Raw genomic sequence first — 24,398 nt, 5'->3', positions numbered from 1 at the left:
GAACCCGCTCGCGCGGGAGCACAATCGTTAATCGGCAAACATTGCCTAGCCCGCTGATTTTGCGGGCAAATTTTTTCGTTTACCAATCGATAGCAATGTCTCGCTAACGATGTTCCCTCAGAAAGACTTCACCTGCGATAGGTACAACGTCTAATCCCAAAGGACGTGCGCCCGAAATGCAGCTTGCCGATCAGCGAGAATTACCCGAGCAGGAGACACCGCCGTCCATCCGCGCGGCGTTGATCGATTCGCTCTTCGAAACTCCGGGCACGGTGCATGTGGGCATCGTCTTCGCGACGATCACCGCGGCCATGACCGCGCTGAAGACCGGAAGCGATCTCATCTGGGCCTGTGTCGCGCTTCTCGCCCTTGCCGGCGTTGTCCGGGCGATCGATTTGCAGCTCTACCAGTCGCGCAAATCGACCCTCACTGCCGATGGTGCTGCGTTGTGGGCGACGCGCTACCAGATCGGGGCAATGATCCAGGCCGTTGCGATCGGAATATGGTGCAGCACCACGCTGTTGAGCACTGACGATGCTGTGGCCCACATGATTGCTCTGTCCGTGACGATCGGACTCCTCGCCGGCGGCGCGGGCAGGGCCTATGGACGGCAGTGGATATTCAGGCTGCAGCTTCTCCTTGCCCTGGGTACGACGGTGATCGCACTGGCGGTGCGTGGCACGCCCTATTACGTCGCCATGTCGGTCGTCACCGCCGTGTTCCTCGTGACTCTCATCAAACTCTCGGCCAACCTGCACAGAATTTTCATGCAGGCACTTGTGGCACGCGAGCGCGAAGCGGCGCTGGCAGGCCAGTTCGATACCGCGCTGAACAACATGCCACACGGACTGTGCATGTTTCGCGCCGATGGCCGGCTTGCGGTGATGAATCACCGCTTCAGCAAAATGATGAATTTGGCGGACGACTTCGTGCAGCGAGACGCCAACGTATCCGAGATTTGCCTGGCCTGCGTCGCAGCCGGGGCGATTTCGGCGGCAAGCGCCGATCTTATTCTGCAGCAAGTCGAGTACTCCCGCGCCAGCGACATCGTGACGACCGATCCGGATTTCAACAAGAACCGGGCGCTGTCCTGGACCTTTCAGCCGATGGCCGACGGCGGCACCGTCATGCTGGTGGAGGACATCACCGAGCGCAAGGATGCGGAAGCCAGGATCAGCCATCTGGCGCGCTACGATGAACTCACCGAGCTGCCCAACCGGGTCAATTTCCGCGACGAAATCGGCCATCTTCTGGCGATTCAGCAGGGCGCCGAACAATTGTCGGCGCTGTTGTTCGTCGACCTCGACCAGTTCAAGCAGGTCAACGACACGCTCGGCCATCCCTGCGGCGATCAGCTATTGTGCGCGGTGGCCGATCGGCTGCGCGAGATGTTGCGGCCGGAGGACTTCGTGGCGCGCTTCGGCGGCGACGAGTTTGTGGTGTTCCAGCAGAACATCCATTCGCCCGAGGACGCGGCCGGCCTTGCCCGTCGCATCGTCGATCGCCTGAGCGAGCGCTACAAGATCGACAATCATCTGGTCGAGATCGGCGCCAGCGTCGGCATCGCGATGACCTCGAGTGGCGTCAGCGCCGACACGCTGCTCAAGAACGCCGACATGGCGCTGTACCGCGCCAAGGCCGACGGCCGCGGCACCTTCTGCTTCTTCCGGGACGAGATGGCGCAGGTCGTCGAATCCCGCCGCATCCTCGAACTGGACCTGCGCAAGGCGCTGGCCAACGAGGAGTTCGAGCTGTTCTTCCAGCCGCTGGTCAATCTCAAATCGGGCCGGATATCCACCTGCGAGGCGCTGCTGCGCTGGAATCATCCGGTTCGCGGCACAGTGTCGCCGACCGACATCATTCCGATCGCCGAGGACATGGGCCTGATCGTCGATCTCGGCCGGTGGATCTTGCGCAGGGCCTGCATGGAATGCATGAAGTGGCCCGAAGGCGTCAGCGTCGCCGTCAACTTTTCACCGCAGCAATTCCACCAACGCGACGTGTTGAGCGAAGTTCGCTACGCGCTCGAAGTCTCCGGCCTGCCGGCGAACCGGCTTGAAATCGAGATCACCGAATCCTCGCTGCTGCGTAACACGCAGGTGACGCATGACGTGCTGTCGCAATTGCATTCGCTCGGCGTGCGGATCTCGCTCGACGACTTCGGCACCGGCTATTCGAGCCTGAGCTATTTGCACAACTTCCCGTTGCAGAAAGTGAAGATCGACCGCTCCTTCCTGGAAGGGATCGACACCGACCGTCCGCTGACGCTGCTGCGCGGCGTGGCGCGGCTGTCGGCCGATCTTGGAATGTCGGTCGTGGTCGAGGGCATCGAGACCAACGAGCAGCTCGAGCTGATCAGCGCCGATGGTGCGGTGACCGAGGCCCAGGGCTATTTGTTCAGCCCGCCGGTGCCCGCTGTCCGGGTCCGCCAATTGCTGAATGCCTCGCACGGCCGTCGCTCGCCGGACGACCAGCTTCGCGCGATCGCCTCGCGATCGATCGCCTGATATCCCCGCAAAACTACGGATCATCGCTCAAATTGGGTAGCCCGGCCGGCTTAACCCTAACGGAGTGATTCGTTTGCAAAGCATTAAGAAGCTGTTAAGCTTTTTCGCGCTCGCACAGGTTGTTTGAGTGTTTTCAAGGAGTATTGGATGAAGTCCGGAGTCGAAACGCGTGCTTCGCACTCTGTCTGGGGATCACGGCTCCTTGATCGCGTCGAATACCGGCTTGTCGAAACTGCCGAGGAAAAAGATCGCATCTCTTCGTTGCGTTACAGAGCCTATCTGAATGGTGGATTGATCCCGCCTTCAGAGTCTGAGCGCGTCCACGATCCCTATGATGATGCTCCCAACGCCCGGACGTTTGGAATTTATATTGACGGAGAACTCTGCAGCTCTGTCCGCCTCCATGTCCTGACGTCGGAATGGCGGATGTCTCACACAACCGATTTGTTCGGCGATGTGCTGCACCCTCGACTCGATAAAGGCGAAGTTTTCGTCGATCCATCGCGCCTGGCTGCAGACCCGGAAAAAGCCGGGCGGTTTCCGGAACTTCCCTACCTGACGGTGCGGCTGGGCTATATGGCGTGCGCTTATTTCAACGCCGACACCGGGCTGGCGCTCGTTCGCGCCGAGCATCAGGCATTCTACCGTCGAGTCTTTTTGCAGGAGGCCATCGCCGAACCGCGTCCGATTCCGATCATATCGCACAAGGTGGCCTTGATGGCCTGCGATTTCGGGACCGTGCGGGATAAGGTCTTGGCCCGTTTTCCCATCATGCGTTCGACGTCCGCCGAGCGTCGAATGCTGTTTGAGCGCGACGGCGAGCGACATTCGTCGCCGCACGGCGTTGTTACTTCCTTCGAGCGGCCCTCGATCGTTCTGACTTCCTGACGGCGAACCCAGAACCGGCTGCGCGCACGCCGCCGCGGATTCTCCGGCCGCGGCGCTTTATGTCCCGAGCTGCCGGTCCGTCCAGCGACGCGGAACTACCAAATCCGGTGATTTCGGCCGGTACGCCCTTGCCTTCACCGTCGCGCCACATTTACAAACCATTAACTATCGCGGTCGCTTTTCGCGGTTTGTCGGCATTTGATCGAGCCTGGCAAGGTTCCATCAAGGTTGACGGAACGTTCGCTTAACCATCGAGCTGTAGACCGGATAACAGTCGAAAAACGTGAGCGTTGGAGGCTCCGGAATGAAATATCAGATGCGTATCCTCCAGGGATGGAAGCTGGCGGCTGTGGTCGCTGTGGCGCTGTCGATGGGCGCCTGCGCCAAGAACAACGTCGGCGCCGACGGCGCGATGGCGAGCGCGGCCACCCCGGGCAGCCAGCAGGACTTCGTGGTCAATGTCGGCGACCGCGTGTTCTTCGAGAGCGACCAGACCGATCTGAGCCCGCAGGCGATCGCGACCCTGGAGAAGCAGGCGCAGTGGCTGCAGACCTACAACCGCTATTCCTTCACCATCGAAGGCCATGCCGACGAGCGCGGCACCCGCGAATACAACATCGCGCTCGGCGCCCGCCGTGCCCAGTCGGTGCGCAGCTATCTCGCCTCGCGCGGTATCGATCCGAACCGCATGCGCACCATCTCCTACGGCAAGGAGCGTCCGGTCGCTGTCTGTAACGACATCTCCTGCTGGTCGCAGAACCGGCGCGCCGTCACGGTGCTGAACGCTGGCGCCTGACGAGTTCGACCTTACAGAGTTTCAAGCCGGCGCCTTCGGGCGCCGGTTTCATTTTGGGCGCAAGATGAAATCCCGGATCGCGGCCAGGGTGCGTTCGGGCGCGTCCTGTATGCAGGCGTGCCGGCAGTCAGCGAACCGTTCGAACCGCACCAGATGCGGCGGCAGCGCGGCTGCGATGTCGGCTTGGCTCTCGATCGGGTGAATGGGATCGTCTTCGCCGCCGAGCACCAGCGTCGGGCACTGGATGCGATCCAGGTCGGGGAAGAAATTGTAGCTGTGACTCTCGCCGCCGGGCCGGGTGAACCATTGCAGCACCTGCGGCCGGTTGATGGCGCGGCGTCCCATGTCGGGGTTGCGCGGGACGCGCGTGTAATGCGGCATCGCCAGCCGCACCCAGGCCTCTACCGAAGTTTGGTCTGGATGGCCCCGTTCTTCCAGCAGGCGACGCCGCGCCAGTGCGCCGACCTCCGGTCCGCCGAAGCGTTCGAACAACTCGATCCGCCGCTCGAGATATTCGTCGCCGGCGGCCGCCGTACTGACCAGGACCAGTTTCGAAGCATGGGTTGGATGGCGCGTCGCGTAGGCCAGCGCCACCATGCCGCCGAATGAGGCGCCCAGCACGATCGGGTCGGCGAGCCGAGCACCTCGCAGAACGTGCGCACGTCGTCGCCCCATTGTGCCAGGGTCCAGCCCTCTCGTGGGCCGTCCTCGCTGCGGCCGTTGCCGCGATGGTCGAGATATACGATCTGGGCGACGTCGGCCAAGGCGGAGTAGGCTGGCTTGTAAATCGAATGATCGAAGCCCGGACCGCCGTGGAGGAGCAGCAAGGTGGGCTTTTCCTGCATGGTGGGCCCATCCGGGACCAGCTTCGCCCCCTCGACATCGAAGAACAGGCGCACTCCGTTCACGGATACGTGCATGAGTGGGTCTCCCTCGATTTGTGAACGGTCCGCCGGGCTGGGCGGCTTGTCTTGAAGGAGATACTAAACCATACCGGAACCCGGCGTCCGGATTCGGAAATGCCAGTCACAATTCCGGCGTACTCCCTCTCTCAATGTGTTCTGCTTTCGTTTGACACGCGACTTCGTCATCAGGGCAAAATGTCATCCAGATTCCTCAACGCTACCGGCGCCGCGGCGATGGCCGCGATGCTGGCTTTGTCCGTGCAGTCCTCGTCCGCACAGATCACGTTCCCATGGGAGCGTTCACCGCAAGGCCCCCCGCAGGGCCAGATGCAGTCCGATGACGCCGATCTGGAGATGCGGATCCAGCGGCTGGAAAATCAGCTCAGGCAACTGACCGGCCAGAACGAGGAACTGCAATACCGCAACCGCCAGCTCGAAGAGCGGCTGCGCCAGCTTGGCGCCGCGCCGCCGGCGCCTGGCGGTCAGCCTCAGCAGGCGCAGCCCAGCGTGGCCGCCGCGCCTCCTCCAGTGCAGCCCGGCCCGCCCCAGGGGCAACAGCAACAGGGCTATCCGCAGCAAGCCTACCCGCAGCAGGGGCCTCGTCAGCCGCAGGGTTACCCGCAGGCACAGCCCGGCTATGACCAGCAACCGCAGATCGCCTCGCCCGCGCCGATCGCGCAGGACCCGGCTGCACCGCAGGCAGGCGGCCGCCGCCGTGGCGATGCGTTCGATCCGAGCCAGAATCCCAACGCCCCCGGTGCGCCGCGCGCGCTCGGCGGCGGCCAGATGCCGATCTCCAATGAAGCTTCGGTTGGCGCGCCAGGCGGCCGCGGACCTGGTGAGCCGCTCAATCTCGGCGGTCCGCGCGATGCCGGCGCCCCGCCGCCCGCAGCCGCGCCGCAGCGTGGCCCCGGTCCGGGCGCCAGCGCCGCATTGACTACGCTGCCGCCCTCGGCCACGTCGAAGGACGAGTTCGATCTCGGTATCGGCTACATGCAGCGCAAGGATTATGCGCTGGCCGAAGAGACCATGAAGAACTTTTCCCAGAAATACCCAAGCGATCCGCTGATCGGTGATGCGCAATACTGGCTCGGCGAGAGCTATTTCCAGCGCCAGCAATATCGCGATGCCGCCGAAACCTTCCTCGGCGTGACCACCAAGTTCGACAAGTCGGGGAAAGCGCCCGACGCGCTGCTGCGGCTCGGCCAGTCGTTGGCGGCGCTGAAGGAAAAGGAAGCCGCCTGCGCGGCGCTCGGCGAGGTGACGCGGAAATATCCGCGTGCGTCTGCCGGCGTCAAAGCCGCCGTCGATCGTGAGCAGAAGCGGGTTAAGTGCTAAAGCATAAGCCGGTCGAGGCCGCCGTCGGCCTCGAATAGACTGGCGATGCCATGACTGACGACGACCACGCGCCGATCTCGGTACAGCAAGCGAAACACCTGTTCGCGCCCTGGAAGGCTGCGTCCGCGCTCGTGCTGGCGGTGTCCGGCGGCCCCGACTCCCTTGCGCTCCTGTGGCTTGCCGCCCGCTGGCGCCGCGCCGCAAGGCGCGGGCCGCGATTGATCGCCGTCACCGTCGACCATGGTCTGCGGGTCGAGGCCGCGCGCGAGGCGCGCGACGTCAAGCGTCTTGCACGGACGCTCGATGTGCCCCATCGCACGCTGCGCTGGACCGGCGCCAAGCCCAAATCCGGCCTGCCGGCCGCCGCCCGCGCGGCGCGCTATCGCCTGCTGGCGAAAGCGGCTCAGGCGAGCGGCGCCACGCACATTCTCACCGCGCACACCCGCGACGACCAGGCCGAGACGCTGTTGATGCGGATGCTGCGCGGTAGCGGCATCGCTGGCCTCGCGGCGATGGCGCGCGAGAGCGAGCGCGAGGGCGTGTGGCTGGCGCGGCCGTTGCTCGACATTCCGAAGTCCCGACTCGTTGCGACGCTGGACAAGGCGAAGATCGCGTTTGCCGACGATCCCACCAATCGCGACATGAGCTTCACGCGACCGCGCTTGCGCGCATTGATGCCAGCTCTGGCCGAGGAGGGCGGCGACAGCCGAAATCTGGCGCGGCTGGCATCGAGACTGGCGCGTGCGAATGCCGCGATCGAAGTGCTGGCCGACGGCGCCGAGCGCTATCTCGCGTTGAGAGATCGCGACGATGGCGCGCGTTTCGGCTTCGATGCCGGGGCGTTTGCCGGTCTGCCCGAGGAGATCCGGCTGCGGCTGCTCAAGCGCGCCATCGACCGGGCCGGTTACGAAGGGCCGGCGGAACTCGGCAAGCTCGAGGCGCTGCTGGCGGTACTGGACAACGCCATTGCAAACGGCGAGAAGCAGACAAGGCTGAAACAGACGCTTGCCGGGGCGGCAATCAGCCTGATCGAAGGCCGGATTCATGTTAATCCAGCGCCGCCGCGCCGGGGTAGCCGAGCCTGAGAAGCGTCCCCATATCGAAATATCAGCGATATCGGGGACGAAGAGCCTTAACCACCCGGGAAAAACCCTGATTTCTGCGTCATTTTTTGACCGGGAATCGCGTTAAGATGCGTTAAATAGTCCTGAGTGGTTCCCTTGGCATTGACCCGGGCGCCACCTAAATTGGGTGCAGTGGACCGGGGATTCTCGCCTCACTACCCAAGGAATACTCAAGGTCACTGCCAAGGACATAGGGCCGCGATCCGCGCGACCACGAAGGAAGATCAATGAACGCCAATCTGCGCAACTTCGCCCTCTGGGTCATCATTGTATTGCTGCTATTGGCATTGTTCACGCTCTTCCAGAATCCGGGTCAGCGCACGTCCTCGCAGGACATCTCGTTCTCGCAGCTGTTGAGCGAGGTCGATCAGAACCGCGTGCGCGACGTCGTGATCCAGGGGCCGGAAATCCACGGCACTTTCACCAACGGCTCCTCGTTCCAGACCTATGCGCCGAACGACCCGACGCTGGTCAAGCGCCTCTATGACGGCAAGGTCTCGATCACCGCGAAGCCGCCCGGCGACAACGTGCCGTGGTTCGTCTCGCTGCTGGTCTCCTGGCTGCCCTTCATCGCGCTGATCGGCGTGTGGATCTTCCTGTCGCGGCAGATGCAGGGCGGCGCCGGCAAGGCGATGGGCTTTGGCAAGTCACGCGCCAAGATGCTGACGGAGGCCCACGGCCGCGTCACCTTCGAGGATGTCGCCGGCGTCGACGAGGCCAAGCAGGACCTGCAGGAGATCGTCGAATTCCTCCGCGATCCCGGCAAATTCCAGCGCCTCGGCGGACGGATTCCGCGCGGCGTGCTGCTGGTCGGCCCTCCCGGCACCGGCAAGACGCTGATCGCGCGTGCGGTCGCCGGCGAAGCCAACGTTCCGTTCTTCACCATCTCGGGTTCGGACTTCGTCGAAATGTTCGTCGGCGTCGGCGCTTCCCGCGTCCGCGACATGTTCGAGCAGGCAAAGAAGAACGCGCCCTGCATCATCTTCATCGACGAAATCGATGCGGTCGGCCGTCATCGCGGTGCTGGTCTCGGCGGCGGCAATGACGAGCGCGAACAGACGCTCAACCAGTTGCTGGTCGAGATGGACGGTTTTGAAGCCAATGAAGGCGTGATCCTGATCGCGGCGACCAACCGGCCCGACGTGCTCGATCCCGCGCTGCTGCGTCCCGGCCGCTTCGACCGTCAGGTCGTGGTGCCGAACCCGGATGTCGTTGGCCGCGAACAGATCCTCAAGGTTCACGTCCGCAAGGTGCCGCTAGCGCCGGATATCAACCTCAAGACCATCGCGCGCGGCACCCCGGGCTTCTCGGGCGCCGACCTGATGAACCTCGTCAATGAGGCCGCGCTGACGGCCGCCCGCCGCAACAAGCGGATGGTGACGCAGGCCGAGTTCGAGGAAGCAAAAGACAAGGTGATGATGGGCGCCGAGCGCAAGTCGCTTGTCATGACCGAGGAAGAGAAGCTGCTGACGGCTTATCACGAGGGCGGTCACGCCATCGTCGGCCTCAACGTCGTCGCCACCGATCCGATCCACAAGGCCACGATCATTCCGCGCGGCCGTGCGCTCGGCATGGTGATGCAGTTGCCCGAGCGCGACAAGCTGTCGATGTCGCTGGAGCAGATGACCTCGCGGCTCGCCATCATGATGGGCGGCCGTGTCGCGGAAGAACTGATCTTCGGCCGCGAGAAGGTCACCTCGGGCGCCGCCTCCGACATCGAGCAGGCGACGCGCCTCGCCCGCATGATGGTGACGCGCTGGGGCCTGTCGGAAGAACTCGGCACCGTGTCCTACGGCGAAAACCAGGACGAGGTGTTTCTGGGCATGTCGGTGTCGCGCACGCAAAATGCGTCGGAAGCGACCGTCCAGAAGATCGACAAGGAGATCAAGCGGCTGGTCGAGGAAGGCTACAACGAGGCCACCAAGATCCTCACCGAGAAGCGCGAAGACCTCGAGACGCTGGCCAAGGGCCTGCTCGAATTCGAGACGCTGAGCGGCGACGAAATCATCGACCTGTTGAAGGGCAAGAAGCCCAACCGCGAGTCGGTGCTGGAGCCGAGCACCCCGCGCGCTTCCGCCGTGCCTCCCGCCGGCAAGCCGCGCCCGCGTCCCGATCCGGACCCCGGTCTGGAGCCGCAGCCGCAGGCGTAACGGACGTAGATCGATGGCCGGTTATTCCGGCAAACCGGTTGTGCAAAAGCTCGGCATCAAGCCGGGCTTTTGTATTTTCACGGTTGGGCTGTCGTGCGCTTATGGCGATGTCGTCGGCGAATTGCCCGATGGTGTGACGATCAGGCCCCGGCTCAAGGCGCCGCTCGACATGGTGCATCTGTTCGCGACCGAGGCGAAAGGGTTCGCCACGAAATTGCGGAGCTACCGCGCCGCGATCGAACCCGACGGAATGATATGGGTATCGTGGCCGAAGAAGGCGTCCGGCGTTGCGACCGATCTGACGGAAAACATCATCCGCGACACCGCGCTGCCGCTTGGCCTCGTCGACATCAAGGTCTGTGCGATTGACGATACCTGGTCCGGATTGAAATTCGTGATCCCGAAGGACCAGCGAGCCAAGCAGACGAAGTAGTTGTTCGTCCGTTAAATACAGCGAGTATCCCATCGCGTTGCCAGCGATGAGCGGTTCGACGAGTTGTTGACCGCGAGTTGACGCGTGTCACGCTTTTGGTTCGGCGCCAAGATGCACGGCCAGGATATGTTCCGGCGTCTCCGTGACGTCGATCGTCTGTCCGTCGCCGCCGACAAAGGCGAGCACGGTGCGCTCGCCGTCGCGGGACATGCTGCCGACCAGCGCGATGTTGATGTGGATGGGCTGTCCCGTCTCGAACCTCGTGCATTCAATCCAGAAGCGCATGGTGGTCGGTCTCCTTCGATCTCATAAGAGCACGCAGTAGGTGCGCTGAGCTGGCAGCAGGGGAGCAATGCGTGCTCCCTCCGCTCGTCGTCCCCGCCTGGTGCGCAATTGCGCACGGGCGCGTGGACCCAGACCGCGTGATCTATCGGTAAGGCACGACGGAAGGCGCCTTGCCGTCAACCACCGGCTTCAGTGGTTATGGGTCCCTTGCGTTCGTGGGGACGACGGGAAACCGCCGTCGCCGCGCTAGAACTTAAGATTTCCTCAATTCAGTCCGGCCTATTGCTTGGGGACGTGCGCTTTCGGACAGCGTGCGCCAGGCAAGGACCGCGCATGACCGCCTCTCTTTCCGCCCTCCGGCCCACGCCGGAGCAAAGCGCAATTCCCGCGTGGCTCGTCAGGGTCTGCCTGGTGCTGGCGGTTGCGAATGTGACCCTGTGCGGGACGGCGTATCTCTCACAGTGGTGGGTTTACGATGCGAACGGCCTCGGCATCCCGACCGATTTCATCAACGTCTGGGCGGCCGGCCGCCTGGTGCTCGATGGCCTCCCGGCACAGGCCTATGACTGGGACATCCAGAAGCAGGTCGAGGTCGCAAAGCTCGGCAAGGATTTTGTCGGCTATTTCGCCTGGCACTATCCGCCGCCATTCCTGTTCGTCGCATCCGTGCTGGCGCAGCTTCCCTACCAAGTCGCGTTTATCGGCTGGGTTGCGGTCAGTTTTGTGCCCTTTCTTGTCGCGATGCGCGCGATCGTCGGCCGTACCTTCGGCTATCTGCTCGCATTCGCCATTCCGATGGCATTCATCAATGCGCTGGTCGGGCAGAACGGCTTTCTCACCGCGGCGCTGATCGGCGGTACGCTCTATCTAATCCCGGTACGGCCGGTACTGGCAGGTATCTGCCTCGGGCTTTTGACGTACAAGCCGCAATACGGACTGCTGTTTCCGATTGCACTGATCGCGGCCGGGCATTGGCGCGTGTTCATCAGCGCTGCCGTAACGGCGCTCGTGGTGGCCTTCGCTTCCCTGCTTGCCTTCGGCTTCGAAAGCTGGCTGGCATTCTTCCACTGGATGCCGAAATTCTCGCAAGCCTTCCTGACCGAAGGGAAGGCTCCATGGTGGAAGATGCAGAGCATCTTCTCGATGGTGCGCTATTTCGGCGGCAGCGAGCCGCTCGGCTGGGCATTCCAGTGGGTTCTCACTGCTTCCGTCGCCGTGGTGGTGGCGCTGATGTGGCGAAGCCGCGTGCCCTACACGTTGAAGGCCGCAGCGCTTGGCGCCGGCACGCTGCTGACCACGCCTTATCTCTTCATGTACGATATGATGGTGCTGGCGATCCCGGTCGCCTTCCTGATCCGCACCGGATTGAGGACCGGCTTTCGTTCTTACGAGCATCCGGCGCTCGGCGTCGTCGTCGGGCTCCTCCTGTGCTACATGTTCACGGGGCTACCGACGGGCCTTGGCGCCACGCTGGTCGTGGCCGCGCTGGTTCTGCGCCGTGCCGGATCATGGTGGCGGCATGAGCCGGTGCCGGCGCTTGCTGCCATGCGTGCCTGAAGGCCGGCTTCGGATCGCTTGCCGCTATTTGATGAACGCCGCCCACAGGGCGGCATTCGCCAGCGTACCGATCTCGTTCATATGGCAACCATCGGAGCTGCGGCCTTCGTTTCCGATCGTATCGGTGTCGGGCCCTTGACGGATATCCAGCGCTTCATCGACTGCGGCCAGTTGGCCGGCGCGTACGGCTGCTATGTTCGTCGGCCCGGCATAGTCGCATTTTGTGCTGCGTGACAGATAGAAGGGCGCATCGATACCGGCGTCGCGAAAACGCTTCACGAGTTGATGCAACAGCGACGCATATTGTTCGGTCGACGTCGTCTCTAGCGCGTCCCTCTCGCCCTGCTGAAACAGAATATGCGTCGGCGTCAGTCCTGCGGCCTTCAGCTTCGCGCTGCCGTTGGTGACCACCAAAGCGCCCTCGTTGTTCAGAAAGAAAAGCGAGGCTCCGCCGATGGCGAGCGGTACGAGGATCACGCGGTCGTAACGTCCGGCCTGGATCAGGATGTCGCCGAGACGCGTTGCAAAGCTGCCGCCCATGCCATCGCTACCGAGCAAGGGGTCGGCGGCCGCGAAGCATTTGCCGGTCACCGGATCGAAATTGTCGACGGCGTCTCGCGCCGCGTGCCGGACACTTCCAAAGTTGGCTGCGTTGCTCTGGCCGTGCACGACGATGACGGCCGTCTTGCCCGATATGGGAAGGCACGGCCGTTCGATGCGCGCCGGCGGTGCAACCGCGGTCCAGTCAGCCTGGCGGGCGTTCCAGGTCCAGAGCTTGCCGGCAATCGCGCCGATCAGCAGGCCACCAACCAGAAAGGCGACAAGGCGAAACAAGGGAAATGTTCTCCAGGATTGTTCAGCGCGCACACGCCCGCCCGGTCGCCGCCAGATGGCGCGCATCGGACAAGTTCACCGCTGCCCAACGTGAAGCGCGAGGACGGTAATCTGAGGCCGCCCAATTCGGCCCATGCTAACCTGGCCGCGTTGAGAGCCTGTTAAAGGTGAAAAGCCCCGCCGGACATCGGCCTGCAAAACCGGCTTGTCATGAGGCGTGAATAGTTGTTCACTTCTTCAAGGCGATGACGGAGCTTATCGCTCAAGACATTGAAGGTGCGCGCGTTCTGGCAGGCTCCCTGGGGCTCGAGGGCGCGCGGGGGACGGAAATCGCGCCATGGTGTATCGGCGAACCCATCAGGTCGTAAAGCGGCTGGCGGCACGGCGCAGCGCCATCCTGGCGGCGGCGCGGGATGCCGCGGCCGAGGGCGGCATGGCGGCGGTGCAGATCGCCCCGGTTGCGATCCGCGCCAATGTCGCGGCCGGCACCGTTTATCGCTACTTTCCCTCCAAGGCCGAGCTGATTTCCGAGCTGATCGCCGAGGTCTCGCGCGACGAATTGGCGGCGATCCGCCGTGCGGCGGACGCGGCCCCGGGCCCATCCTCGGCGCTCGCCGCCGCAGTCACCACGGTCGCCGTGCAGGTGCTGTCGCAGCGTAAGCTCGCCTGGGGCATTCTGGCCGAGCCGGTCGATGTCGACGTCTCGGTGTCGCGTCTTGCCAGCCGCCGCGAAATATCGGGCGAGATTGCCGCTCGAATCGACGCCGCGGTGCGCGCCGGTCATCTGCCGGCGCAGGATACCGCGTTGGCCGCGACCGCGCTGCTCGGCGCGCTGCATGAATCGCTGGTTGGTCCGCTGGCGCCGGAGAGCCACGATGATTCCGCGAAGCTGCGCGACGCCGTGCAAACGGTGACGCTATTGGCGCTGCGCGCCGTCGGCGTCATGGATGCCCGCGCCCGCGGCCTCGTGGTGCAGGCGGTGCTGCCGGCAAAAGCGCTGGTCGGGGCGTAAGACGCTCTCCATCGGCGACACGGTCTTGTCGCAACCATTTGCCACGCTGCGGCTTATCGACGGTTCAACCCGTGAGAGGAGCATGCGATGACGACGACATCAGGGTCCGCCAAATGGCAGGGTGGCATCAAGGACGGCAAGGGTGCGATCTCGACCAAGAGCGGTGCGCTCAATGATTATCCTTACGGCTTCGCCAGCCGCTTCGAGGGCAAGGCAGGCTCCAATCCGGAAGAGCTGATCGGCGCCGCACACGCTGCGTGCTTCACCATGGCGCTATCGCTGATCCTGGGCGAAGCCAAGCTCACCGCCGAGCAGATGGAAACCAGGGCCGACGTCACGCTGGAAAAGCAGGGCGATGGTTTTGCCATCACCTCGGTTCATCTGACGCTGAATGCGAAGATCCCGGGCGCTGATGATGCAAAATTTCAGGAGCTGGCGGGCAAGGCCAAAGCCGGCTGTCCGGTGTCGAAGCTGTTCAATACGAAGATCACGCTGGACGCGAAGCTCCAGTAGCTTGTCTTCGGTCATTCCGGGCGAGCGCCTGCGCGCGCCGCGGAATCACGTGCATCATCACTTCTTCGTCTCGCCTTCGGGCTCGACATTGGCGATGCGCACCATGTTGGTGGTGCCGGGAATGCCGAGCGGCACGCCGGCGACGATGATGACGCGCTGGCCAGCCTTGGCAAAACCGTCTCGAAAGGCGATGGAGCCGGCGCGATCGACCATGTCGTCCTGGTCGTGGGCGTCTTCGGCCACCACGCAATGCACGCCCCAGACGACGGACAATTTGCGCCCCGTCGCAAGATTCGGCGTGATCGCGACCACCGGCGGCTTCGGGCGCTCGCGCGCCACACGGATGCCGGTGGAGCCGGACGAGGTCCAGCAGATGATTGCCGACAATTCCAGCGTCTCGGCGATCTGCCGCGCGGCGTCGGCAATGGCGTCGCCGACCGTATTCTCCGGCTGCATGCGCTGCGCGGTGAGAACCGAGCGATAGGTCGGGTCGCGTTCCACCTCTTCGCCGATGCGGTTCATGGTCGAAACGGCTTCGACCGGGAATTTGCCGGCCGCCGACTCGGCCGACAGCATGATGGCATCGGCGCCTTCATAGACGGCGGTTGCGACGTCGGAGACTTCCGCGCGCGTCGGCACCGGGGCCTGGATCATCGATTCCAGCATCTGGGTCGCAATCACCACCGGCTTGCCGGCGCGGCGCGCCATCCGCGTCATCTGTTTCTGCAGGCTCGGCACCCGCTCCAACGGCAGTTCGACGCCGAGGTCGCCACGCGCCACCATCAGCGCGTCGGACGCATCGATGATCTCGGCGAGACGGTCGATCGCCTGCGGCTTTTCGATCTTGGCCATCACGGCGGCGCGGCCGCGGATCATGCGCTTGGCCTCGTGGACGTCCTCGGCGCGCTGCACGAAGGAGAGCGCGATCCAGTCGACCCCGGTCACCAGCGCGGCTTCGAGATCGGCGCGATCCTTCGGCGTCATCGCCGACACCGGCAGGTCAGTATCGGGCAGGCTGACGCCCTTGCGGTCCGACATCTTGCCGCCGATCACCACCCGCGTCACCGCGCGTTCGGGCGAGGTTTCCTCGGCGATCAGGCGCACCTTGCCGTCGTCGAGCAGCAGCGCATGGCCCGGCCGCAGGGCGGCGAGGATTTCCGGATGCGGCAACTGCACGCGGCTGTTGTCGCCCGGTGCCTTGTCGGAATCGAGCACGAAGCTTTGGCCGTTCTTGAGCTGGGTCGAACCTTCGGCGAACGCGCCAAGGCGCAGCTTCGGTCCCTGCAGGTCGACCAGAATGCCGATAGGGCGGCCGTAGCTCGATTCGACATTGCGGATGGTCGTGACCAGTTCGCGCATCTTGTCGTGCGGCGTGTGGCTCATGTTGATGCGGAACAGGTCCGCGCCCGCCTCGAACAGCTTCCGGATCATCGCGCTGTCTGATGATGCCGGGCCGAGGGTCGCGAGAATCTTGATGCGACGAAGCCGTCTCATTGCTTGGGAGCCGGGGCTGGCGGCAGACCCGGTCCGCCCGGTTGGCTGGGCAGGCCCGGAACCCCGCCGGGGCCGCCCGGTCCCATCGTTCCTGGAATGCCCGGCACGCGCTGCGCGGGCTGCTCGTTGGCTTCGGTCAGTTGCACTGTCCACGCTCGCTGTTCGCCTGTGTCGACCTCGAAGAACCCGGTGCGGTCGTAGCCGCGCGCCAGACAATCCTCGGTACCCTTGATGGTGAATTCCTTGTCCCGCGAACACATGAAGGCCTGCCCCGACCATTCACCGCCGCGGTCATAGTCGAGCGCGTAGATGTAATAGTAACGCGCGACGAGAGTTCCGCGCAGCAGCGTTTCGCAACTGCGCGATGATACGTTCCACCAGCCCTCGGTGGTCCAGCCTTCGGCGTCCTTGTAGCCGAGCGCGATGCCGACCCGGCTGGAAGTATTGTTGCAGAGCCGGAAATCGGCCGCCGCCGGACTGCTCCACAGGCATGTCGCCGCCAATGCAAGCACCGGCATCAGGCCGACGGTCATGCGAGCGGAGAGGGGGGACAAGCAGCGGGAATCTTTTGCGGTCATGCAGCGAAGCTATATCAAATCATTGAAGATTTCGCGTGACCCGGCGGGACCTGTCAACGGCCGGGGAACGCCTTTCCCGCGCTATGGGCAATCGGGACTCCCCGTAAGGCTGCCAATTTTGCGCGCAGATATGGCAGAATCTGTGACAAGTCCCACCTGATATCAATATGCTCGGCACATGTGACGCGGGAGCCAAGGGCCATGACGATCGACGACAAAACCAGAACGGAACTGGAAGCCGCCGTTTTCCGGCGCCTGGTCAGCCACCTGCGCGGCCGCACCGACGTCCAGAATATCGATTTGATGAATCTGGCCGGCTTCTGCCGCAACTGCCTGTCCAACTGGATGAAGGAAGAGGCCGACGCCAAGGGGGTCGCCGTCAGCAAGGACGAGAGCCGCGAGGCGGTCTACGGCATGCCCTATGAGGAGTGGAAGGCGAAATATCAGGGGACGGCCACGCCTGAGCAGCTCGCAGCGATGAAGAAGGTGCATCCCGGGCATTGAGGTCTCAGTCCGTCGTGCGATCTGACACCTAAGTTCTCCGTCATGCCCGGGCTTGTCCCGGGCATCCACGTCTTAACCGCATAGCGCAAGGGAAGACGTGGATGGCCGGGCCACAGGCGAGCGGAGGCGACGCCGTCCTTCAGACGGCTATGCCCGGCCATGACGTGGCAACTGATTGCCGTCATCTCCTGTGGGCGCGCTGTGGATGAGCGCGATGCTGCCTTGACGCAAGGCCCCCCGATCTTGAGGGTCATCTGGGCAAAGCGCCGCGCGGTAACGCGTGCGGCGCTTGATTTTTCACCTTCACCATCAGTTCCACTCAGGAGTACCCGATGGCCACCTCCGCCGCCGCAGCCGTCCAGGACGAGCCCGCGACAAGATTCGCCAAAGACCAGCTCAAGGCCATCATCGAGCGCATCGAGCGTCTGGAAGAGGAGAAGAAGACGATCTCCGACGACATCCGCGACGTCTATGCCGAAGCCAAGGGCAACGGCTTCGACACCAAGGCGCTGCGCACCATCGTGCGGATGCGCAAGCAGGACGCCAACGAGCGCGCCGAGCAGGAAACCATTTTGGAAACCTACATGCAGGCGCTCGGGATGCTCTGACGCTTCGCGAAGCCCGGATGGAAAGCCAACAACGGATCGCGCGAATGCGCGCCCGATGACAGGCTCCGCGAAATCCGGGGTCATCTCACAACACGGCTCGACTGATCCCGGATTGCGCTGCCATCCGGGCGACGGCTGCGTCGAGTGCGTGGAGACAGGGAACTCTAGCGCAGCGAGGCGGTGCGCATCATGAACGACTGCGTCGGCAGTTGCGTGGTCGCTGATCCCGAGAAACGGTCGCAGGTCATGCCCATCATCGGATCTTCCGAGAAGGTCATGGCCACCGCGGCCAGCGGCTTGACGAAGTGGGCGCGCATCTGGGTCATCTCGGTGTCGCCGAGCACCGTAGTCGACATCGCGCTGCTCGCGCTCGGCGCCAGCATCATGACCCGCATCCAGATATTGTCGCCCTTCGCAGCGGCGAGGCGGGTCGAGGTGGCGACCACGTTGTCCTGACCCTGAGGGCCCTGCGGCCCCTTGGCGACCACGGTGTTGATTTCGGTCGATGCAGCACCGGCGCTGCGAACCGGACGCACGCTGCTGCGCGGCACTGGCGCGGAGGCCGCCACGATGTTGGCGCGGTCGACCGGCGAAGCCGCGGCCGGCGCATAGGCCATCGCCCTATTGAAGGTTTCGTTGACGCTGGCGGTCGGTTGCGGATCGGTAGCAGTGGCGGCGGCGAGGGCCTGGCGGGCGCGGAGGGCTGCGACTTGCGCGGGAGTGGCCTGATTCGCCGCCTTCGGCACGTCGTCCCAGAAACCGCGGGAATTGATGATATCGGCCGGCGTCTGTGGCTTCGGCTCGCCTGTATCGGCGGAAACCGGCGCGGCCTGCTTCGCCTCCGGCTTGGACTCAGGTCTGGCCTTGGGCGCCGCTGCGATTTGAGCGTCAGCCGCGGCGAGCTGGATGGTCGCGCCGACCGGCTTGGCACGTGGGGTCGGGACCGGGTCGGCGGATTTCAGAGCAGCCACACTCGCCGGTGCGGGCTTCTCGTTCTTGACGGGTGCGTTTGCGCCCTCGTCATCTTCCTCAGTGGCCTTGCCGCCCCGGAACAGCGCCGCGAACAGGTTCGGCATCTTGCCGCCGGTTGCGCCGCCATCGCCATTGCCGCGTCGCTCGATGTCGGCGCGGGCCAGTTCATAGCCCTTCATCGGACCGCTGGAAGACTGGTGGACGGTGCGCCCATCCGGGAAGACCTTGGCCAGCTGATCGTGGGTCATGCGCGGCCAGTGGCGGACGCTGCCGGTATCGAGGTGGACGAAGGGCGATCCCGAGGTCGGGTAGAAGCCGACGCCGCCACGCTGCAGGCGGAGCCCGGCGGTGCGAACCTGCTCAAGCGGCACGCCGGGAATGAAAAAGTCCATCGCATGGCCGAGCATGTGCTGGCTGAAGCGGGCCACGCCGGACGACCGGCGGCGGAGCATGGCATTGGTGGCGGGGGAGCGGTAGGCGGAGATGATCTGGATCGGCTGCTTGCCGTCGACGTCGCGGTAGACTTCCCAGAGGATGTCGAACAGGTGCCGATCCATCGTGGTGGAGTCCTGGCTGCGCCAGTCGCGGAGGAAATGATTGAGCTTCTTCAGCGCATCTTCGTCGTAGCGGCCGTCGCGCTTGAAGGTGACGGTCAGGTCTTCGCCGGAATGGGTGTGGTGTAAGGTGAGGGTGCGGGTCTCGTTCCGCGCCGTCGCGTCATGCACCGTGCCGGCGCCCGCCAGGAGCAACAGCGAGGTCAGGCCGATCCGATATCCGGCCTTCGAAGACAGCGGATTGAATTGGCGCGCGAAACCAGCCAGCACGTATGAGCCCACCCAGTCGACGAGCGTTCACGATGTTCTTTTGCAGACCCCCGGCAAAAGACGGTGAACGCTTTCTTAAAGCAGGAGGGTTAAACCGAGGTTTACCGACCTGCCCCCAAGCAAGCTTTAACCTAACGCGTGGACTGTGGCGAAAAAGCGCCGGATGGCCGCTACGGCAGGGATAATGGTTAACGTAAATAACCTCTCCGAAGAGGAGAGGCTATTGATTTCATTAAGAAATTCTACCCGTAGACCGTAGTCCTCCGGACTACCGGGTGAACCGCGGCTGCGGTCGCCGGCCGATCGGTGCCGGCGGCGTCGCGGGGGACGGACCGCCGAACAGGCGCTCGAAGAACGACGGGCCGGAGGAATAGGTGTTGTCGCTGGCGAAGCTGACGCCGGCCGGCAGAGCGTCCTTCGGACGCGAATAGTTCGGCTGCGCATGAGCGATCATGGCCTCCAGATCCCTGCTGCGGCTGTTCTTGAGCAGGGCGATCATCGCAGCGTCACGGCCGTAGATATCCTTGCGGAATTGCAGCTTGCCGGCGTCATCCACAAACGCGGTCTGGTAGGTGATGTTGACCGGAATCGGTGTCGGGAATTTCAGGTCGATCTCGCTGCGGCCGTACATGCTGCGGATTCGCTCCGGCGTGTAGCGCTCGTTCGGCATGGTGATGTTGAGCAGCGTCGCGGCGTATTGGTCGGGATTCTGCACCCGCATGCAGCCATGGCTGAACGCGCGTTCTTCCTTCGCGAACAGGTGCTTGTCCGGCGTGTCGTGCTGATAGACCAGGAACTTGTTCGGGAAGTTGAAGCGGATACGGCCGAGCGCGTTGGCTTCGCCCGGCGGCTGCGAAATGTGGATGCTGCCGTCGCGGTTGCGTTCCAGCCGCAGGCCCATGCGCTGCAGCACCGTCGGATCCTGCTGCAGGGCGGGCAGGTATTCGTTGTAGATGATCGACGGCGGCACGTTCCAGGTCGGGTTGACGGTGATGAACTTCATCGTCTCGGTCAGCATCGGCGTCGCATGCTTGCCCGGCTTTCCGGTCACCACGCGGGTGGTCCAGACCTGTGCGCCGTTCTGCATCACCTTGAGCGTGAAGTCGGGCACGTTGAGAATGACGTAGGCATTGCCGAGCGAGGCGGCACCGAGCTGGCGCGGCAGCCAGCGCAAGCGCTCCATATTCACGAGGACGGTGTCGATGTGCCGGTCGCGCTTCGGGCTGTTGATCGCCTTCACGGTACGATCGTCGAGCACGCCGGTCGGCTTGAGATCGACGCTCTCCTGGAACTTGCGCACGGCGGCTGCGACCTTGGCGTCGTAGCGGGGATCGTCGGGGTGCTCGAGGCCGAGCTTGGCGCGCAGTTGCGGTACGCGCGAATCTTCCGGCGCCACCTCAGCTTGCTTCTTGGTGGCGGCCTTGAACGCCAGCGCCGGACCTTCGGCGATATGGATCATCGGGCCATCGCCCTGGCCGCGCAGCTCAGCAAGCTTGGCTTTCAGATCCTTGTAGAGTTTGTGCGGGGGGTTGTAGCCATCGAGCGCTACGGACGCGTCCTTCGCGGTCGAGATGTTGGCGAGCACTTCAGCCGGATCGATCGGGTGCTCGGGATAGAGGATGTCGGAAGAGGCCTGCGACCAGTGCATCCGGCCGCTCTGAGCCTGGCGCGCATAGTCGAGCATGCTTGCGGTCAGCTTCAACTCGGCTTCGGCGAGTTGGTCCGGCGAACCGGCGGCCGCGAAATCCGGCAACGGGTAGTCGGCCGGATTGAGGCCGTCTGCGGCGGCATCCTTCAGGCGCGCGATCACGCCCTTGCCGCTGTCGGTCAATTTGCCAGCCTGCGTCCATTGCGGCGCGTAGTCACGCGCGGCGTAGAATTTCTCGACGGCCGCGCGCTCGTTCTTGCGGTCGAAATAGCGCAGCGACCTGGTGCCGAGCATATCGCGCAGCCTGTCCGCAACCGGCTGGTCGGCCGGTGCGACGGTGCTGACCTTCACCGGCTCCTTGGCGGGTTCGGGGACGGGCGCGGTGGCTGTTGCAGCCGGAGGCGTGGCGGTTGCGGTGTCGCTGGCCGCGGGCGCCGTGACGGTCTCGGCCGGCTTGGGCTCGGCTGCCTTTGCGGCGGCACTGGGTTCGGCCGGCTTGTCGATCGACTTGGTCGCGTCAGGCACCGAGGCGGTGGAGTCCATCTTGAAGTCGCCGATGGTCGGAGGCGGAACATTGGCGGGCTCGGGACGGGGGACTGCTGCGTCGATCGCGAGCTCGGCGGCGCTGGCACGCGGCGTGGTCGACTGACCCGCCAGTGCTGAGGTCGCTGACACCGTGAGGAATGTAGCCGCGACGGCCATCAGCACGCGGTCAAATCCTGCACGATTCGTCGAACAGTCACGCATCGTCACACCCCCTTGGGCGAAACTGCCCCGGCATGGAGCAGTTCGTTGGCATCGTCACAGCTTGCGCGGGAAGCGCCGGCTTCGATCGGTTTTCGTACGCCTGCACGCAATGATTCAACGCAGACGATACATATGCCCCACTCATGCAGCCAGCGCCATGCGGGACAACTCACGACAAACTGACCTCAAACTACCCGTTCACATTTCGGGTCACGTGTTTTTGCCACGCGCCCCGCCTTTTGTCTGTCACCGGCAAGCCACGGTTCAAAAGCTTCCGAACGTGTGATGTCGTTGGTTTGCCACGATCTTTGCCATGCGGAGGCCATAATCGCGGACGGCTGTTTGCTCAGCCAGCATCCTGCGCGCCGCCTCCGGCCGGGTCGTTGGCGGCCGCCTCATCGAGCTTGCGGTAGAGCGTGGAGCGGCCGATCTTGAGCCGGCGCGCGACCTCCGACATCTGGCCGCGATAATGCGAGATCGCGAAACGGATGATCTCGTTCTCCATGTCTTCGAGCGGACGCACCTCGCCGGTTGAAGTCAGCATCGCAAGACTGCCGGCAGCGGCGAGCGGAGCAATGGGTATTTCGCTACCTGACACCAGGGACGGTGCCGCCGACGGCGCGACGACCAGGGGTTCGCTGTGCGCGAACTGGCCGTCCGGAACGGCGTGACCGACGGTCTGCGGGAAATCCGACAGACCGAGCTGGTCGCTCTCGCTCATGACGACAGCGCGATACACCGTGTTCTCGAGCTGGCGGATGTTGCCGGGCCAATCGAGCTGGGCGAGATGGGCCACGGCCTCGCCGCTGATGCCGGTGATGGTGCGGTTTTCCTCGGCGGCAAAGCGCGCCAGGAAATGCCGCAACAGATGCGGGATGTCTTCGCGCCGCATCCGCAATGGCGGGATGGTCAGCGGCAGCACATGCAGCCGATAGAACAGGTCCTCGCGGAACGCGCCGCTCTTCACGAGGTCGAGCAGCTTGCGGTTGGTCGCGGAAATGATGCGTACATCGACCTTCACCGGCTTGCGGCCGCCGACCGCCTCGACGGTTCCCTCCTGCAGCGCGCGCAGCAGTTTCACTTGCGCGGCCAGCGGCAACTCGCCGATCTCGTCGAGAAACAGCGTGCCGCCGGAGGCTTCGACGAACTTGCCCATGTGACGTTCGGTGGCGCCGGTGAAAGCGCCCTTCTCGTGACCGAACAGGATCGATTCCACGAGATTGTCGGGAATCGCGCCGCAATTGACGGCGACGAAGGGTTTCGATTTGCGCTCACCGGAACCATGGATGGCGCGCGCGAACAATTCCTTGCCGACGCCGGATTCGCCCTCGATCAGCACCGGAATGCCCGAGGCTGCCGCCTTCTGCGCGGTGCGCAGCACGGCTGCCATGGTTTCGCTGCGGGTGATGATGTCGGCAAAGGTCAGTCGGCCTTCGCGGCTGTGACGGATGCGCTGCAGTTCGCCCTTGAGCGCGCTGGTATTGAGCGCGTTGCGCAGCGAAACCTGCAGCCGCTCGAAGCTGGCCGGCTTGACCACGAAATCCTGCGCGCCGGCGCGCATCGCCGAAACCACGTTGTCGATACCGCCATGGGCGGTCTGCACGATGACGGGGATGCTCAGGCCTGCATCACGCATTTTTGCGAGCACGCCGAGCCCGTCGAGGCCGGGCATCACCAGATCGAGCACGACTGCGTCGATTGCCAGCGCGTCCGGGGCGGTCAGCAGGGCCACAGCCGCATCGCCACTGTCGACGACGAGGGGCTCATAGCCGCACTTCTGCACCATGTTTTCAACCAAACGGCGCTGCACGGCGTCGTCATCGGCAATCAAAATGGTGGCAGCCATGGCTCTCCCCGCACGCTACAGCAATGTATCGAATCGGGGCACTTTCGCCGATGCCGATTAACACCCTCTTAATCGTTGAAGAACGGCGATGTTGTGGAGGACCTAGACGTTGAGGTGTGGCCACACCTCAAGCGCGCCGCGATAGCACATGTCGAGCGCCACATAGAGGATGATGGCGAGGCCGACATAGGCGATCCAGCGTTGCTTTTCCAGGAGGCGCGCGATGAAGTTGGCGGCGAGCCCCATCAGGGCGATGGATAGCGCCAAGCCGAAGATGAGAATCATCGGATGCTCGCGCGCGGCGCCCGCGACGGCGAGCACGTTATCGAGCGACATCGAGACGTCGGCGAGGGTGATCTGCCATACGGCCTGGCCAAGCGTCTTTTGATGGCCGACCGGAGCGGAGCCTTCGATCGTGCTTGCGGCCGAGAGACTCTGCATTTTCGGTTCATGATGATGCGACGTACGCAGCTCGCGCCACATCTTCCAGCACACCCAAAGCAGCAGAACGCCGCCGGCGAGCAACAGCCCTATGATCTGCAGCAACTGGACCGTCACGGAGGCGAAGCCGATACGCAACAGCGTTGCGGCCAATATGCCGATGACGATCGCTTTCTTGCGCTGACCCTCCGGGAGGCCGGCGGCTGCAAGCCCGATGACGATCGCATTATCGCCGGCGAGCACCAGGTCGATCATGATGACCTGGAAGAGCGCTGTCAGGTGTTGCGAGGAGATTAATTCCAGCATGCGGGCCACTCCGTTGATGGTCCAATCCGACATCGCAGTTCGCTTGAACTGCCAGAGGGGCCCGGGCTTGGACGCGCGTAGACAAAAG

General features: G+C 63.9%; 21 protein-coding genes and 1 pseudogene. 12 read left to right on the top strand and 10 right to left on the bottom strand.

From position 1 onward, the window contains the following. Positions 1 to 176: 176 nt before the first annotated feature. From ACH79_RS05575 to pal, 3 genes are all read left to right on the top strand, one after another. Positions 177 to 2,507 carry a bifunctional diguanylate cyclase/phosphodiesterase gene (locus ACH79_RS05575; RefSeq protein ID WP_161850113.1) on the top strand — a complete coding sequence of 777 codons (2,331 nt, stop codon included), beginning with the start codon at positions 177 to 179 and terminating at the stop codon, positions 2,505 to 2,507. Between the two features lie 147 nt (positions 2,508 to 2,654). Further along, a complete protein-coding gene (locus tag ACH79_RS05570) occupies positions 2,655 to 3,395 on the top strand; it encodes a hypothetical protein (RefSeq protein WP_246738442.1) in 741 nt (246 codons plus the stop codon). 304 nt (positions 3,396 to 3,699) lie between these two features. After that, positions 3,700 to 4,191, top strand: a complete 492-nt coding sequence (pal, locus tag ACH79_RS05565; protein WP_057838504.1) for a peptidoglycan-associated lipoprotein Pal — start codon at positions 3,700 to 3,702, stop codon at positions 4,189 to 4,191. A gap of 48 nt (positions 4,192 to 4,239) precedes the next feature. Here pal and ACH79_RS05560 read toward each other — a convergent pair whose 3' ends face one another. Both ACH79_RS05560 and ACH79_RS45005 read right to left on the bottom strand, forming a co-directional pair. Next, positions 4,240 to 4,932, bottom strand: a complete 693-nt coding sequence (locus tag ACH79_RS05560) for an alpha/beta fold hydrolase (RefSeq protein ID WP_371419448.1) — start codon at positions 4,930 to 4,932, stop codon at positions 4,240 to 4,242. Further along, a pseudogene (locus ACH79_RS45005) lies at positions 4,887 to 5,036 on the bottom strand (alpha/beta fold hydrolase); the annotation flags it as partial. The pseudogene ACH79_RS45005 and the gene ACH79_RS05560, both read right to left, overlap by 46 nt. Positions 5,037 to 5,291: 255 nt before the next feature. Between ACH79_RS45005 and ybgF the strand changes: the two are divergent. The 4 genes from ybgF (at position 5,292) to ACH79_RS05540 (ending at position 10,141) form a co-directional block, all read left to right on the top strand. Next, positions 5,292 to 6,434 carry a tol-pal system protein YbgF gene (ybgF, locus tag ACH79_RS05555; RefSeq protein ID WP_161850111.1) on the top strand — a complete coding sequence of 381 codons (1,143 nt, stop codon included), beginning with the start codon at positions 5,292 to 5,294 and terminating at the stop codon, positions 6,432 to 6,434. Between the two features lie 50 nt (positions 6,435 to 6,484). Beyond that, positions 6,485 to 7,519, top strand: a complete 1,035-nt coding sequence (gene tilS / locus ACH79_RS05550; protein ID WP_161850110.1) for a tRNA lysidine(34) synthetase TilS — start codon at positions 6,485 to 6,487, stop codon at positions 7,517 to 7,519. Positions 7,520 to 7,785: 266 nt separating this feature from the next. After that, positions 7,786 to 9,708, top strand: coding sequence for an ATP-dependent zinc metalloprotease FtsH (ftsH, locus tag ACH79_RS05545; protein ID WP_161850109.1), 1,923 nt, complete (start codon positions 7,786 to 7,788; stop codon positions 9,706 to 9,708). A gap of 13 nt (positions 9,709 to 9,721) precedes the next feature. Further along, positions 9,722 to 10,141, top strand: a complete 420-nt coding sequence (locus ACH79_RS05540) for a DUF3052 family protein (RefSeq protein ID WP_161850108.1) — start codon at positions 9,722 to 9,724, stop codon at positions 10,139 to 10,141. An 87-nt stretch (positions 10,142 to 10,228) separates the two neighbouring features. Here the strand turns inward: ACH79_RS05540 and ACH79_RS05535 are convergent, their stop codons facing one another. Further along, positions 10,229 to 10,426: a hypothetical protein gene (locus ACH79_RS05535; protein ID WP_161850107.1), complete on the bottom strand. Its 198-nt coding sequence runs from the start codon at positions 10,424 to 10,426 to the stop codon at positions 10,229 to 10,231. 333 nt (positions 10,427 to 10,759) lie between these two features. Here ACH79_RS05535 and ACH79_RS05530 point away from each other — a divergent pair, with 333 nt between their 5' ends. After that, complete coding sequence (locus ACH79_RS05530; RefSeq protein ID WP_161850106.1) at positions 10,760 to 11,983, top strand: glycosyltransferase family 87 protein; 1,224 nt, start codon at positions 10,760 to 10,762, stop codon at positions 11,981 to 11,983. 24 nt (positions 11,984 to 12,007) lie between these two features. On the opposite strand, the gene ACH79_RS05525 is transcribed toward ACH79_RS05530, so the two are convergent. After that, complete coding sequence (locus ACH79_RS05525) at positions 12,008 to 12,817, bottom strand: sialate O-acetylesterase (RefSeq protein WP_161850105.1); 810 nt, start codon at positions 12,815 to 12,817, stop codon at positions 12,008 to 12,010. Positions 12,818 to 13,154: 337 nt separating this feature from the next. Between ACH79_RS05525 and ACH79_RS05520 the strand changes: the two genes are divergently transcribed. Both ACH79_RS05520 and ACH79_RS05515 read left to right on the top strand, forming a co-directional pair. Then, positions 13,155 to 13,829: a TetR/AcrR family transcriptional regulator gene (locus ACH79_RS05520; protein WP_161850104.1), complete on the top strand. Its 675-nt coding sequence runs from the start codon at positions 13,155 to 13,157 to the stop codon at positions 13,827 to 13,829. Positions 13,830 to 13,916: 87 nt separating this feature from the next. Next, complete coding sequence (locus tag ACH79_RS05515) at positions 13,917 to 14,342, top strand: OsmC family protein (protein WP_161850103.1); 426 nt, start codon at positions 13,917 to 13,919, stop codon at positions 14,340 to 14,342. A gap of 57 nt (positions 14,343 to 14,399) precedes the next feature. Here ACH79_RS05515 and pyk read toward each other — a convergent pair whose 3' ends face one another. Together pyk and ACH79_RS05505 are read right to left on the bottom strand one after the other, a co-directional pair. Further along, entirely contained in the window at positions 14,400 to 15,836 is a 1,437-nt protein-coding gene (pyk, locus tag ACH79_RS05510; protein WP_161850102.1) for a pyruvate kinase, read from the bottom strand. Next, positions 15,833 to 16,369, bottom strand: coding sequence for a DUF1036 domain-containing protein (locus ACH79_RS05505; protein ID WP_371419447.1), 537 nt, complete (start codon positions 16,367 to 16,369; stop codon positions 15,833 to 15,835). Before ACH79_RS05505 ends, pyk begins: the two co-directional genes overlap by 4 nt. Before the next feature lie 246 nt (positions 16,370 to 16,615). Here ACH79_RS05505 and ACH79_RS05500 point away from each other — a divergent pair, with 246 nt between their 5' ends. Together ACH79_RS05500 and ACH79_RS05495 are read left to right on the top strand one after the other, a co-directional pair. Then, positions 16,616 to 16,918 carry a DUF1244 domain-containing protein gene (locus ACH79_RS05500; protein WP_057858646.1) on the top strand — a complete coding sequence of 101 codons (303 nt, stop codon included), beginning with the start codon at positions 16,616 to 16,618 and terminating at the stop codon, positions 16,916 to 16,918. A gap of 332 nt (positions 16,919 to 17,250) precedes the next feature. After that, entirely contained in the window at positions 17,251 to 17,526 is a 276-nt protein-coding gene (locus tag ACH79_RS05495) for a DUF2312 domain-containing protein (protein ID WP_028351317.1), read from the top strand. A 164-nt stretch (positions 17,527 to 17,690) separates the two neighbouring features. On the opposite strand, the gene ACH79_RS05490 is transcribed toward ACH79_RS05495, so the two are convergent. From ACH79_RS05490 to ACH79_RS05475, 4 genes are all read right to left on the bottom strand, one after another. After that, positions 17,691 to 19,322: a DUF882 domain-containing protein gene (locus ACH79_RS05490; protein ID WP_371419369.1), complete on the bottom strand. Its 1,632-nt coding sequence runs from the start codon at positions 19,320 to 19,322 to the stop codon at positions 17,691 to 17,693. Positions 19,323 to 19,590: 268 nt separating this feature from the next. After that, a complete protein-coding gene (locus ACH79_RS05485) occupies positions 19,591 to 21,717 on the bottom strand; it encodes a murein L,D-transpeptidase (protein WP_161850099.1) in 2,127 nt (708 codons plus the stop codon). 346 nt (positions 21,718 to 22,063) lie between these two features. Next, positions 22,064 to 23,563, bottom strand: coding sequence for a sigma-54 dependent transcriptional regulator (locus ACH79_RS05480; protein ID WP_161850098.1), 1,500 nt, complete (start codon positions 23,561 to 23,563; stop codon positions 22,064 to 22,066). 102 nt (positions 23,564 to 23,665) lie between these two features. Beyond that, complete coding sequence (locus ACH79_RS05475) at positions 23,666 to 24,310, bottom strand: TerC family protein (RefSeq protein WP_161850097.1); 645 nt, start codon at positions 24,308 to 24,310, stop codon at positions 23,666 to 23,668. Positions 24,311 to 24,398: the final 88 nt, after the last annotated feature.

It is taken from the genome of Bradyrhizobium sp. CCBAU 051011 (genome assembly GCF_009930815.1).
Classification (GTDB): Bacteria; Pseudomonadota; Alphaproteobacteria; order Rhizobiales; family Xanthobacteraceae; genus Bradyrhizobium.
The sequence above is the reverse complement of the archived record's forward strand: the minus strand, read 5'-3'. Positions and strand labels throughout refer to the sequence as shown.